The following is a 14,785-nucleotide window of genomic DNA, read 5'->3' as shown; positions in this document are numbered from 1 at the left end:
TTATGGCTTGACGGTGAAATCGCGTCCCCAAAGGCGGATCGACTGCACCGCAGCAGTCGGACCATCGAACACGAACTTCTGCCGCACTCCGGTGTTCGCCGGGATGGTCACGTCATCCGGATTGATCGCACCGGGTAAAGGCGCGCTGGAGTAACCCTCCTGATCGATGGCCAACAACGCGCCGGTCTGACGCAGGTTGATCAGGCGCAGCGGCTTCCCGGTGGCGTTCTTGAACCCGAGCGTGGCAACCAGGTTGCCATCCTCGCCTGGTTCGACCTTGAGCAACTGAACGCTGACCTGACCGTCCATTTGCGCCAGGCTGGAGACGACGATGGAACCATCGCTACCCTGGGCGGACTCTCGACCTTCGGTGACGCCGTCGGAAACTCCCCCCAGCAGATTCTTGCCAGCGGAAATGGCCGAGGACACGGCCGCCTTGGCGGAATCCTTGAGGGCGCTGGAACCGGTTGCAGCCTCCTCGGCGAAAACCGTGGGCGCTCCCAGCGCAACGAGTAAAGACAAGGCCAGCGGCAAATTCCCTTTCATGATCAAGCTCCTGATGAACCAAAACGCAAAGAGCTCAAGATTGCCGGCGCTTCCCGAGAAAAGCGAGTCGATTCCTGCAGAAACTCCGACTCGCTTGCGTTTTCGCCATGCCGCCCGGATCACCGCTCGCGCAGCGCCTCCGCCTTGGCCCGCAGGATGGGCTTGAGCAGGTAGCTGAGGATGCTCTTCTTACCGGTCATGATGTCCACCGTGGCGATCATCCCGGGGATGATCAGCAGCGGTTTGTCGTCGCTGCCCAGGTGGCTTTTGCGGGTGCGCAGCTTGATCAGGTAGAAGCTGTTGCCATCGTCGTCGGTGACGGTGTCGGCGCCGATCTGCTCCAGGTCCGCCTGCAGGCCGCCGTAGATGGTGTAGTCGTAGGCGGTGAACTTGACCATGGCGTGCTGGCCGGGGCGCAGGAAGGCGATGTCCTGCGGACGGATGCGCGCTTCCACCAGCAGGGTGTCGTCCAGCGGGACGATCTCGATCAGGTCGCTGCCGGGCTGGATCACGCCGCCGATAGTGTTCACCAGCAGTTGCTTGACGATGCCGCGCACCGGCGAGGTGACCAGGGTGCGGCTGACGCGGTCTTCCAGCGCCTTGCCGGTGGCCGTGGCCTTGCTCAGTTCGGTGCGCGCCTCGTTGAGTTCCTTCAGCGCGTCGCTGCGGAAACGCGACTGGGTCTCGGCGACCTTGCGCTCGACCTCCTTCACCGCCGCCTCGGCCCGCGGGATGGCCAGCGTGGTGGCATCGAGCTGGCCGCGGTTCTCCACTTCCGAACGCTTCAGGCGCAGCAGTTCCACCTGGGACATGGCGCCCTGGGCCACCAGCGGCGCGGACATGGAGATTTCCTCGCGCAGCAGGTTAAGGCTGTTGCGATACTGCGCCTGCTTGGAGACGAACTCGCGTAGCTCCTGCTGTTTCTGCACCAGTTGCTGCTGCAGGCCGTCGGTTTCGTCCTTGAGCTGCTGCTGTCGGCTGTGGAACAGCGCCTCTTCGCTGCTGGCCTGGCCGGGAGCCTTGGCGCGCACGTCGGCGGGGATGTCCAGCGGACGGTCTTCCACCTCGGCGGAGAGACGCTCCACGCGCAGGAACATCGCCAGGCGGTCGGCCTCGGTCTCGCCGACATTGGACTGGAAGCGTGTCGGGTCCAGGCGCATCAGCTGTTCGCCGGCCTGCACCACCTGCCCTTCATGGACGAATATCTGCGAGACGATGCCGCCTTCCAGGTTCTGGATCTTCTGCACCTTGGACGAGGGAATCGCCTTGCCCTCGCCACGGGTGACCTCGTCGATCTGCGCGAAATGCGCCCAGAGCAGCAGGAAGGCCACGAAGCCGATGAGAATCCAGATGGTCAGGCGCACCACCCGCGGCGCGTCCTCGATCAGCGCCTTGCTGACTTCCGGGAGCGGCTGGCCGGAGAGATTGTCGCCGCCCTTGAAATAGCCACGGACCGAGTGGCGGATGTTGCCCAGAGGATTAAGCGACACTGATCTGCCCCTTCTTCAGTGCATCCATGACCACGTCCTTCGGACCGTCGGCGATGATGCGGCCCTTGTCGACGATCACCAGGCGATCCACCAGGCTGAGCATGGAGGCACGGTGGGTGACCAGCAGCAGTGTCTTCTCGCCCATGATCGCTTGCAGGCGCTGTTTCAGGCGCTCTTCGCCGGCGTTGTCCATGGCGCTGGTGGGTTCGTCCAGCAGCAGGATCGGTGGGTCGAGCAGCAGCGCACGGGCCAGGGCGACGTTCTGCCGCTGGCCGCCGGAGAGGTTGTGGCCGCGCTCGCCGACCTGCAGCTCATAGCCCTGCGGGTGCAGGCGGACGAACTCGTTCACGCCGGTGAGCTCGGCCACTTCCAGCACGCGCTCGTCATCGACGTAGCGCGCGCCGCTGACCAGGTTGTCGCGCAGGGTGCCGCTGAACAGGCTGATGTCCTGCGGCACGTAGCCGATGTTGTGGCGCAGCTCGCTGATGTCCAGCTGGCGCACGTCGGCGCCGTCCACCAGCAGGTTGCCATTCTCGGGCTGGTGCAGGCCGACGATCAGCTTGGCCAGCGAACTCTTGCCCGAGCCGCTGCGGCCGATGATGCCGATCTTTTCGCCGGCGCGGATCTGCAGGTTGATGCCGTGCAGCGCCGCCACCTGCTGGTTCGGGTAGGCGAAGTCGAGGCCGCGCATTTCGATGCCGCCGCGCAGTTGCGAGCGGGTCAGCGGACGCTCGTCGGCGTTGCGCTCCTGCGGCAGTTCCATCATCTGGTTGGTGGTGGCCATCGACAGGCGCGCCTGCTGGTAGCGCTGGATCAGCCCGGAGAGCTGGGTCAGCGGGCCGAGGGCGCGGCCGTTGAGCATGTAGCAGGCGATCAGGCCGCCCATGGACAGGTCGCCGGCGATGATCAGGTAGACGCCGCCGATGATCATGACGACCCCGGCCAGCGCCTGGATCAGCACGGTGATGTTCATCGCCAGGGTCGACAGCAGCTTGACCCGCAGCTCCAGGCGGCTGAGGGTGCCGATGGTCTGTTCCCAGAGGTACTGGCGCTCGCTTTCGGCGTTGTTGACCTTCACCGCGTCGAGGCTGGCGAGGGTCTCGATCAGGCTGGACTGGCGCTCGGCGGCCAGCGCCATGGTGCGGTTCATGGTCTCCACCAACGGCTTCTGCAGCAGCCAGCCCAGGCCTGCGGCCAGCGGGAAGGCCACCAGCGGGACGAACACCAGCGGCCCGCCGATGATGCCGATCACCAGCAGGATCAGCAGGGTGAACGGCAGGTCGATCAGGGTGGTGAGCGTCAGCGAGTTGAGGAAATCGCGCAGGGTCTGGAACTCATGGATGTTCTGGGCGAACGAGCCGACCCGCGCCGGGCGGTACTTCATGCTCATGCCGACGATGCGCTCGAACAGCGTCGCCGAGATGATCAGGTCGGTCTTCTTGCCGGCCAGGTCCAGGCACAGGCCGCGCATGGTCTTGAGCAGCAGGTCGAACAGGTAGGCGCCGCTGATGCCGATGGCCAGCACCCAGAGGGTGGCGGCGGCCTGGTTTGGCACCACGCGGTCGTAGACGTTCATCACGAACAGTGGCGCGGCCAGGGCGATCAGGTTGATCAGCAGGCTCGCGGCCACGGCATCGACATAGAGCCAGCGCGAACGCTTGAGGGTGTCGCGGAACCAGCTCTTGGCGCGCGGGATCAGCTCGCCGTGCTGCAGGTCGAACTTGTGCTGCGGCTGGGCGAAGAAGGCCTGGCCGGCGTAGTCCTCGCCGAGCAGCTCGCGGCTGACGCGCACTTCACCGCCGTCGCTCTCGGACAGCAGCAGGCGCGCATCGCCATTTTTCTCCCACCCCAGCAGCACCGCGCAGCGCCCTTCGCGCAGCAGCAGCATGGCGGGCATCGCCAGTGCGGGAATCTGCTCCAGCCTGCGCTGCAGTAGACGCCCCTGCAGGCCGGCGCGAGCCGCCGCGCGGGGCAGCAGTTCGGCGGACAGGCGCTGGCCAGGCAGCGGCAGGCCGCTGGTGAGCATGGCGCGGCTGGCCGGCTTCTGGTGCAGCTGACAGAGCGTCAGCAGGCTGTCCAGCAGCGGGTCATCCAGCAGACCGCGCGGATCGTGGCTTAGGGGTACGGCGCTGACTTCTTGATCCACGCGGATGCTCTCTCGGGCAGGTTAGTTGAGGCCGGGCAGCTGGACTTTCGGCTTGATGTCTTCGGAAGCCACCGCGGCCATCGGCGCGACCACGCCCTGGCTCTTGAGCAGTTCGCCCAGGGTGGCCTTGATGCGGTACTGGGTGAACAGCTCGGTGTATTTCAGGTCGACCAGGCGGCGCGAAGCGTTGAACAGCTCGTTCTCGCTGTCCAGCAGGTCGAGCAGGGTACGCTCGCCGATGGTGAACTGCTTCTGGTAGGCCTCGCGCACGCGGGTGCTGTAGTCCACGTACTGGCGGGCGATCGGCAGCTGGTCGCGGGCGTTGTTCAGGGCATTCCAGGACAATCCGAGTTCCTCGTTCAACTGACGCAGGGCGTTGTTGCGGATATCCAGGGCCTGGTTCGCCTGATAGGACTTGGCTTCCAGCTCGGCCTTGTTGCTGCCACCGGCGAACAGGTTGTAGCGCATGCGCAACATGGCCTGCCATTCGTTGTTGTGGCCTTCTTCTCCGTCGAGGTTGTTATCGGCACCTCGGGAAAGTTCTGCATCGAATCTCGGATAGAAGGTCGATTTCGCCGCGTCGTACTGCTTCTCGGCGGCGGCCACGTCGGATTCCGCGGAGCGCAGGATCGGGCTGTTTTCCACCAGTTGGCGGCGGGCGGCCTGCAGGTCTTCCGGCAACTGGCCGACCAGACCGGTCGGCTCGCTCAGCTCCACCGGGTCGCTGCCCACCACGCTGTAGTAGTTGGTACGGGCGTCGGCCAGGTTGGTCTTTTCGGTCATCAGGTTGTTCTGCGCCTGGGCCAGGCGGGCCTCGGCCTGGTCCTGGTCGGCGAGGCGGCCGACGCCACGGGCGCTGCGCAGGCTGATCTGGTCGTAGACGCGCTGGTGGCTCTTCAGGTTCTCCTCGGCCAGACGAACCATTTCCTGACGACGCAGCACGTCGGTGTAGACCTGCGCGACGTCCAGCGCGGTGCGCTCGGAGGTACCCAGCAACGCGTAGGCGCGGGAATTGACGTTGGCCTGCTGGCGACCGACTTCGCTGGAGGTGGCGAAGCCGTCGAACACCATCTGGCGCAGGGCGAGGTTGGATTCGCCGCGGTTCAGGGTTTCCCAATGGTCGCCTTGACCACGGGTGGTGGTGTTGTCGGAGCCTTCCCGGCCATAGCCGGCGGTCAGGTCGACGGATGGCAGGTAGCCACCCTTCGCCGCACGCAGTTGCTTGTCTGCCGCCAGGCGCGAGTTCACCCCGGCCTGGACTTCCGGGTGGTACTCCAGGGCCTTCTGCATGGCCTGGTTAAGTGTGTCGGCGTGTACCGGCAGGGCAACGGGAATGACGAAAGCCAGGGCGAAGGGTACGGCGTGGGCGAATCGCATGCGCATGAGGAAAACATCCTTATCAGTGAGATAGCCGCAGCGATTCGATTGCCGCCAAGGAGCGTCAAAAGACCGGCGAATAGCTGCAAGAAAAGCTTCAAAAGCGTGACGAAATTCACGCTAATTTTTTTTGGGCGAACCACCGATATCAAAGTGACATCGATTTGCCAATTGTTTAGGATGGCAATCGAATGGTCAATACATTGGCATATACCTAATTTCCAACCGCTATAAGCCATGTTTTTGACGCCAATCTTTTTGCTCTTAAAGACAGGGAATGCCTCCTGAGCCGACCTCACCTGCGGCCGGTCGGCAACCAGGCAAGCCTCACCAGGAGAAGTGCATGAGCAGCGTCGTCGCCGTCGTAAAAAGCATCATCGGCCAAGTGATTGCGGTATCCCCCGAAGGCGCCCAGCGCGTCCTGGTCGAAGGTGACCGCATCTACCAGGGCGAGCAGTTGCTCACCGGCGCCTCCGGCGCGGTAACGCTCGATGTCGGCAAGGGCAAGCTGGTGGACCTGGGCCGCGACAGCCAGTGGAGCAGCGCCGACCTGCCGCAGGCCGAGACGCATCACGCTGCTGCGCAACCGGTCCACGCCCCGAGCACCGAAGACCTGCAGAAAGCCATTGCCGCGGGCCTCGACCCGACCCAGGCACTGGCGCCCACCGCGGCCGGCCCGAGCGCTGCGCCTTCTGCAGCCGGCGGTAACGGAGGTGTTGGCGGCGGCCACAGCTTCGTGGTGCTGGACGCCACGGCCGGTCGCGTCGACCCGAATATCGGCTACGCCACTACGGGCCTGGGCAATGGCGGTAGCGCCGCTGACGCGCGCCAGAACGAACTGCCGCCCAACCTCGCCCCCCAGTTCACCGACGGCAGCAATGGCGTGCTGGAGTTGACCACCGCAGAAGACACGCAGCTCACCGGTGCCTTCTCCGGCCGCGACGCCAACGGCGACCCGATCTCCTACAGCGTCGGCCAGGCGCCGACCAACGGCCTGCTGGTGCTCAACCCCGATGGCACCTGGCAGTACAACCCCAACGGCGACTACAACGGTGCCGACAGCTTCATGGTGATCGTCACCGACAGCCGTGGCGCGGCCAGCACGCTGGTGGTGAACGTCGGCATTACCCCGGTGAACGATGCTCCGGTCGCCACCGGCACCCATACCAGTGCCATCAGTGACACCGCTGCCAACGACAGCTTCGCCGACATCAAGGGCCAACTGACCGCCACGGACGTCGACGACACCAACCTGACCTGGAGCGGCAGCGCCAAGGGTGCCTACGGCGAACTGACCGTCAATGCCGACGGCAGCTACACCTATGTGGTCGACGCCAACGCGGTGAACGCCCTGCCCCAGGGCCAGAACCCGACGGAAAGCTTCACCGTCACCGTGACCGATGCCTCCGGCGCCACCGACACCCGGGTCATCACCGTGAACATCCAGGGCGCCAACGACACCCCGGCCGCCCAGGATGGCCAGGCCAGCGGCAACGAGGACAGCGTGATCGGCGGCCAGCTGGCGGCGACCGACCGCGACACCGGCAACACCCTCACCTTCACCACCCACGGCAATCCGCCAGCGGGCTTCACCCTGAAGCCGGACGGCAGCTGGACCTTCGATGGCAAGGATCCGGCCTACCAGCACCTGGCCGAGGGCGAGACCCTCGTCGTGCAGGTGCCCTACAGCGTCACCGACGAGCACGGCGCAACCAGCACCGCCACCCTCACCGTGACCCTGACCGGCACCAACGACGCGCCGGTCGCCCTGCCGGGCGCGGCCACCACCGAAGAAAACACCGTCCTCAACGGCCAGGTCCCGGCCGCCTCCGACATGGACGGCAACGTCGCCGGCTACCAACTGGCCACCGGCGTCGGCCAAGGCAACGGCAACCTGACCTTCAACCCGGATGGCAGCTACGTCTTCAACCCCGGCAAGGACTTCGACAGTCTGGCCCAGGGCGAGACCCGCGACATCACCTTCACTTACCAGGCGAAGGACGACAACGGCGCGCTGAGCGACCCGCAGACCGTCACCATCACCGTCACCGGCACCAACGACGCTCCGGTCGCCTTCTCCGGCACCGCCACCACCGAGGAAAACACCGTCCTCAACGGCCAGGTCCCGGCCGCCTCCGACGTGGACGGCAACGTCGCCGGCTACCAGCTGACCACCGGCGTCGGCCAGGGCAACGGCAACCTGATCTTCAACCCGGATGGCAGCTACGTCTTCAACCCCGGAAAGGACTTCGACAGCCTGGCCCAGGGCGAGACCCGCGACATCACCTTCACTTACCAGGCGAAGGACAACAACGGCGCGCTGAGCGACCCGCAGACCGTCACCATCACGGTCACCGGCACCAACGACGCCGCCGTGGTCACCGGCCAGTCCAGCGGCAGCGCCGAGGAAACCAACGCCCCGGTCACCCTCGACGGCAAGCTGAACATCAATGACGTCGACAGTCCGGCCAGCTTCCAGATCCAGGCCGACACCGCCGGCTTCTACGGCAAGTTCAGCGTCGCCGCTGATGGCAGCTGGTCGTATGTCGCCAATGACGCCTACAACGAACTCAAGGTCGGAGAGCAGCTGACCGACAGCTTCACCGTCCTCGCCGCCGATGGCACCAGCACCACCGTCACCGTGACCCTCAACGGCACCAACGACGCTCCGGTCGCCTCCGCCGACGTCGTCACCACCGGGGAAAACACCGTTCTCAACGGCCAGGTACCGGCGGCCACCGACGTGGACGGCACCGTCGTCGGCTACCAGTTGACCAGCGACGTCGCCCAGGGCAAGGGCACGCTGACCTTCAACGCCAACGGCAGCTACAGCTTCAACCCGGGCACCGCGTTCGACCATCTGGCCGCCGGCGCCCAGGAGACCGTGACCTTCACCTACCAGGCGAAGGACAACAACGGCGCACTGAGCGATCCGCAGACCGTCAGCATCACCGTCACCGGTACCAACGACGCACCGGTTGCCTATGCCGACAGCGCCACCACCGAAGAAAACACCGTGCTCAACGGCCAGGTACCGGCCGCCTCCGACGTGGATGGCAGCGTCGCCGGCTACCAACTGGTGAGCAATGTCGGCAATGGCAACGGCTCGCTGACCTTCAACGCCGATGGCAGCTATGTCTTCAATCCGGGCAAGGACTTCGACGGCCTCGCCGATGGCCAATCGCGCGACGTCACCTTCACCTACCAGGCGAAGGACGACAACGGCGTCCTGAGCGACCCGCAGACCATCACCATCACCGTCACCGGCAGCAATGACGCGCCGGTCGCCAGCGCCACCAGCGGCGCGGTGAAGGAAGACGCGCAGATCAGCGGCCAGCTCGCCGCCACCGACGCCGACAACGGCGCCCAGCTCAGCTACGCCCTGGACAAGACCGCACCGGCCGGCTTCAGCGTCGACGCCGACGGCAAGTGGACCTTCGATGCCAGCGTCAGCGAATACCAGCACCTGAAAGCCGGTGCCAGCCAGGTCATCAGCGTGCCGTTCACCGTCACCGACGAGCACGGCGCCACCAGCGCCAGCACCCTGACCATCACCGTTACCGGCACCAACGATGCGCCGGTGGCGGACGCCATCAGCACCAACACCAGCGAGGACAAGCTCAGCCTCGGCAAGCTGACGGCCACTGACGTCGACGACGGCGCCAAGCTCAGCTTCAGCCTCAACGACAAGGCCCCGGCTGGCTTCGCCCTGGCCAAGAACGGCACCTGGGTATTCAACGGCTTCGACCCGGCCTACCAGAGCCTCGCCGCCGGCGAGACCAAGGTTCTGTCGATCGACTACACCGTCACCGACGAACACGGCGCCACCAGCAGCAACACCCTGACCCTGACTGTCACCGGCACCAACGACACGCCGATCGCCCTGCCTTCGCTGCTCAATGGCGTCAACGAAGATGCGAAGATCAGCGGCGAGCTGAAAGCCATCGACCTGGACAATGGCGCGCAGCTCACCTACAGCCTGAACAAGGCCGCTCCGGCGGGCCTGTCCCTGAGCAGCGACGGTAAGTGGAGCTTCGATGCAAGCAATGCCGCCTACCAGCACCTGAAGGCGGGCGCCGTCCAGGTCATCAACGTGCCCTACACCGTCACCGACGAACACGGTGCAAAAACCTCCAGCAGCCTGGTGATCACCGTCACCGGCACCAACGACGCCCCGGTCGCCAGCGTTCCGGCGAACGTCGCCGCCAACGAAGACCAGCTCAGCAAGGGCCAGCTCAGCGCCACCGACCTGGACGATGGCGCCAAGCTGAGCTTCAGCGTTGCCGGCAACCCGCCGGCCGGCTTCGCCCTGAAGACCGACGGCAGCTGGACCTTCGATGGCAAGGACCCGGCCTACCAGGCCCTCGCCGAAGGCGAGACTCGCGACATCCAGGTCAAGTACATCGTCACCGACGAACACGGTGCCACCGACACCCAGACACTGACCCTCACCGTCACTGGCAGCAACGACGCGGCCGTGATCGGCGGCGTGGCCAGCACGAGCGTCGACGAGACCAATGCCCCGGTCACCACCGGCGGCCTGCTGAGCGTCAGCGATGTCGACAGCCCGGCCAGCTTCCAGGCACAAGACAACGTCGCCGGCCAATACGGCACCTTCAGCCTGGGCACCGATGGCGCCTGGACCTACATCGCCAACGCTGCCTACAACGAGCTCAAGCAGGGCGAAAAACTGACCGACAGCTTCACCGTCAAGGCGATCGATGGCACCAGCGCCACGGTCACCGTGAACATCGTCGGCACCAACGACGCGCCCGTGGCATTCGGCGACACCAGGACCACCGGCGAGAACGCCGCCTTCACCAGCCAGGTTCCTCCGGCGACCGATATCGATGGCAGCGTGGTCGGCTACCAGTTGGCCACCGACGTCGGCCAGGGTCATGGCAGCCTGACCTTCAATGTCGACGGCAGCTACACCTTCGAGCCGGGCACCGACTTCGATCACCTGGGCGCCGGCGAAAGCCAGGACGTCACCTTCACCTACCAGGCGAAGGACGACAACGGTGCGCTGAGCGACCCGCAGACCGTCACCATCACCGTCACCGGCAGCAACGATGCCGCCGTCATCAGCGGCCAGACCTCGGTCAGCGTCAACGAAACCGATACCGCCGTGAACACCGGCGGCCAACTGAACATCAGCGACGTCGACGGCCCGGCCAGCTTCCTGCCGCAGTCCGACACCCTCGGCAATTACGGCAAGTTCAGCATCGATGCCAGCGGCAAGTGGACCTACTACGCCCAGGGCGCCTACAACGAATTGAAGGTCGGTGAGGTGCTCACCGACACCTTCAGCGTCACGGCCGCCGATGGCACCACCGCCAATGTCACCGTGAACATCGTCGGCACGAACGACGCGCCATTCGCCATTGCCGCCAGCGCCAGCGCCGTGGAAGGCGGCATCAAGGACCCCGGCATCGTGGCCGGCGCCACCGACGGCTCGTCCGTCACCCTGACCATCACCACCACGCAGCCGGGCGAGGCGGTCAGCTTCAACTGGAAGTTCAGCACCGGCGACAGCGGGTCATACAACGACTTCGCCTATGTGCAGGTCAACGGCCAGAAGGTGCAACTGCTTTCCAGCGTGTCCGTGGTCGGCGATGGCGGCAACTCGGGCCTGCAGACCTTCCAGCAGGTATTCGACAAGCCGGGCACCTACACCATCGTGCTGGGCGTTTCCGATGCTCTCGACACTGTCGTCGACTCAACCCTCGTGCTGAGCAACCTGCCGTCGCAGGTCAGCGTCGGCAATGTCGTCGGCCAGGTCACCCACACCGGCAACAACTGGACCCTGACCACCAACGGCGCCAACAGCACCACCCTGGGCAATCAGCTCAAGCCGGTCAGCGAGATCACCGGCAAGCTGCAGGCCACCGACGTCGACCACGACGCCCAGCTGACCTTCAGCACCGCGCAGAACACCGCCGGCTTCACCCTGAAGCCGGACGGCAGCTGGCTGTTCGACGCCAAGGACCCGGCCTACGACAACCTCGCCCAGGGCGAGAAGCAGGCGGTGGTCATCCACTACACCGTCACCGACGAGCACGGTGCCACCGGCACCAGCACCCTGACCATCACCGTCACCGGCACCAACGACGCACCGGTCGCCGGGGTGATGCAGCAAACCGTCTACGAAGACAGCAAGATCGGCGGCCAGCTGGCCGGCAGCGATGTCGACCACAACGCCGTGCTGACCTTCACCACCACCGGCAGCCTGCCGGCGGGCTTCAGCAGCGACAGCAGCGGCAAGTGGAGCTTCGACGCCGGCAACGCGGCATACCAGCACCTGGCCGTGGGGGCGACCCAGGTCTTCACCGTCAACTACAGCGTCACCGACCAGTACGGTGCGAAGAGCGCCAGCACCCTGACCATCACCGTCATCGGCACCAACGATGCGCCGGTGGCCAAGGCCGCCAGCGCCTCGGTGAACGAAGACAAGACCAGCGGCGGCACGCTCACCGCCACCGACATCGATGACGGCCACGCGCTGTACTTCAGCCTGAAGGATGCAGCGCCCAACGGCTTCACCCTGAACGCCGACGGCACCTGGAGCTTCGACGGCAACCACGCCGACTACCAGAAGCTCGGCGCCGGTGAAACCCTCGAACTGCAGATCAAGTTCATCGTCACCGACGACAAGGGCGCCACCGACGAGAACGTCCTGACCCTGACCGTGAACGGCAGCGACGATGCCGCCGTCATCAGCGGCGCGAAGATCGTCAACGTCGACGAAACCGACGCGCCGATCATTACCACCGGCAAGCTGGACGCCAGCGACGTCGACGGCCCGGACACCTTCCAGGCCCAGACCAACGTCGCCGGCAAGTACGGCACCTTCAACCTGGGTACCGACGGCAACTGGACCTACGTCGCCAAGGAGGCCTACAACGAGCTGAAGGCCGGCGAAACCCTCACCGACACCTTCACCGTCAAAGCTGCCGACGGGACCAGCTCCAGCGTCACCGTGAACATCGTCGGCACCAACGACGCGCCCACCGCCTACGATGACAGCATCACCATCGACGAGAACGGCCGCGTCAACGGCAAGGTACCGGCCGCCACCGATCCGGATGGCAAGGTCTCCGGCTACCAACTGGTCACCGACGTCGGCCAGGGCAACGGTTCGCTGAACTTCAACTCCAGCGGCACCTACCACTTCGAGCCGGGCAGCGACTTCGACCACCTGGCCGCCGGCCAGAGCCAGGTCGTCACCTTCACCTACCAGGCGAAGGACGACAACGGTGCGCTGAGCGAACCCCGGACCATCACCATTACCGTCACCGGCAGCAATGACGCCGCCGTCATCAGCGGCGTGAAGTCCAGCAGCGTCAACGAGACCGACGCGCCGATCAGCACCGGCGGCAAACTCAACGCGAGCGACGTCGACAGCCCGGCAACCTTCCAGGCGCAGAGCGATGTGGCCGGCAAGTACGGCACCTTCAACCTCGGCACCGACGGCGCCTGGACCTACGTCGCCAGCAGCGCCTACAACGAACTGAAGGTCGGCCAGAGCTACACCGATACCTTCACCGTGAAGACCGCGGACGGCACCAGCGCCACCGTGACCGTCAACATCGTCGGCACCAACGACAACCCGGTCGCCTTCGACGGCACCGCGGCCACCGACGAGAACAGCGTCTTCAACGGCCAGGTTCCGAGTGCCACCGATGTGGACGGCACCATCGCCAGCTACCAACTGGCCAGCGACGTGGCGGCCGGCAAGGGCACGCTGACGTTCAACGCCGACGGCAGCTACAGCTTCAACCCGGGCAGCGCCTTCGACCACCTGGCCGCCGGCCAGAGCGAAACTGTGTCCTTCACCTACCAGGCCAAGGACAACAACGGCGGCCTGAGCGATCCGCAGACCATCACCCTCACGGTGAATGGCACCAATGACGCGCCGGTCGCCTACGCCGACAGCCAGACCACCGACGAGAACGCCGTGCTCCAGGGGCAGGTCCCGGTCGCCACCGATGTGGACGGCAGCGTCGCCAGCTACCAGCTCGCCACCCCCGTGGCGGCCGGCAAAGGCACCCTGACCTTCAATGCCGACGGCAGCTACAGCTTCGATCCGGGCAGCGCCTTCGACCACCTGGCCGCCGGCCAGAGCGAAGCCGTGACCTTCACCTACCAGGCGAAGGACAACGACGGCGCGCTGAGCGACCCGCAGACCGTCACCATCACCGTCACCGGCAGCAATGACGCAGCCGTGATCACTGGCCAGGCCAGCGGCAGCGCCGATGAAACCAACGCCCCGGTCACCCTCGACGGCAAGCTGAACGTCACCGACGTGGACGGGCCCGCCAGCTTCCAGGCACAGGCCAACACCGCCGGCACCTTCGGCACCTTCAGCATCGCCACCGACGGCAGCTGGACCTACGTGGCCAACTCCGCCTTCAACGAGCTGAAGGCCGGCGAGCACGTCACCGACACCTTTGTCGTGAAGGCCGCCGACGGCACCAGCAGCAACGTGACCGTCACCCTCAACGGCACCAACGACGCGCCGGTCGCCTACGCCGACAGCCAGACCACCGACGAGAACGCCGTGCTCCAGGGGCAGGTCCCGGTCGCCACCGATGTGGACGGCAGCGTCGCCAGCTACCAGCTCGCCACCCCCGTGGCGGCCGGCAAAGGCACCCTGACCTTCAATGCCGACGGCAGCTACAGCTTCGATCCGGGCAGCGCCTTCGACCACCTGGCCGCCGGCCAGAGCGAAGCCGTGACCTTCACCTACCAGGCGAAGGACAACGACGGCGCGCTGAGCGACCCGCAGACCGTCACCATCACCGTCACCGGCAGCAATGACGCAGCCGTGATCACTGGCCAGGCCAGCGGCAGCGCCGATGAAACCAACGCCCCGGTCACCCTCGACGGCAAGCTGAACGTCACCGACGTGGACGGGCCCGCCAGCTTCCAGGCACAGGCCAACACCGCCGGCACCTTCGGCACCTTCAGCATCGCCACCGACGGCAGCTGGACCTACGTGGCCAACTCCGCCTTCAACGAGCTGAAGGCCGGCGAGCACGTCACCGACACCTTTGTCGTGAAGGCCGCCGACGGCACCAGCAGCAACGTGACCGTCACCCTCAACGGCACCAACGACGCGCCGGTCGCCTACGCCGACAGCCAGACCACCGACGAGAACGCCGTGCTCCAGGGGCAGGTCCCGGTCGCCACCGATGTGGACGGCAGCGTCGCCAGCTACCAGCTC

5 protein-coding genes are annotated in these 14,785 nt (G+C 65.7%); 1 reads left to right on the top strand and 4 read right to left on the bottom strand.

All coding sequences use genetic code 11. From position 1 onward, the window contains the following. The 4 genes from MJ122_RS22090 to MJ122_RS22075 form a co-directional block, all read right to left on the bottom strand. On the bottom strand, positions 1 to 546 hold the full coding sequence (locus MJ122_RS22090; RefSeq protein ID WP_088417734.1) for a hypothetical protein: 546 nt from the start codon (positions 544 to 546) through the stop codon (positions 1 to 3). Between the two features lie 119 nt (positions 547 to 665). After that, complete coding sequence (locus MJ122_RS22085; RefSeq protein ID WP_088417733.1) at positions 666 to 2,036, bottom strand: HlyD family type I secretion periplasmic adaptor subunit; 1,371 nt, start codon at positions 2,034 to 2,036, stop codon at positions 666 to 668. Continuing rightward, positions 2,026 to 4,182 (bottom strand): type I secretion system permease/ATPase, encoded by a 2,157-nt coding sequence (locus tag MJ122_RS22080; RefSeq protein ID WP_239746042.1) that lies wholly within the window; start codon positions 4,180 to 4,182, stop codon positions 2,026 to 2,028. Before MJ122_RS22080 ends, MJ122_RS22085 begins: the two co-directional genes overlap by 11 nt. A 21-nt stretch (positions 4,183 to 4,203) precedes the next feature. Then, positions 4,204 to 5,565 carry a TolC family outer membrane protein gene (locus MJ122_RS22075; protein WP_088417731.1) on the bottom strand — a complete coding sequence of 454 codons (1,362 nt, stop codon included), beginning with the start codon at positions 5,563 to 5,565 and terminating at the stop codon, positions 4,204 to 4,206. 337 nt (positions 5,566 to 5,902) lie between these two features. Between MJ122_RS22075 and MJ122_RS22070 the strand changes: the two genes are divergently transcribed. Beyond that, positions 5,903 to 14,785, top strand: an 8,883-nt coding sequence (locus tag MJ122_RS22070; protein ID WP_239746041.1) for a retention module-containing protein, incomplete at its 3' end; no start/stop codon positions are given.

It is taken from the genome of Pseudomonas sp. DP-17, assembly GCF_022380625.1.
Classification (GTDB): domain Bacteria; phylum Pseudomonadota; class Gammaproteobacteria; order Pseudomonadales; family Pseudomonadaceae; genus Pseudomonas; species Pseudomonas nitroreducens_A.
This window is presented reverse-complemented; position numbering and strand designations above follow the sequence as displayed.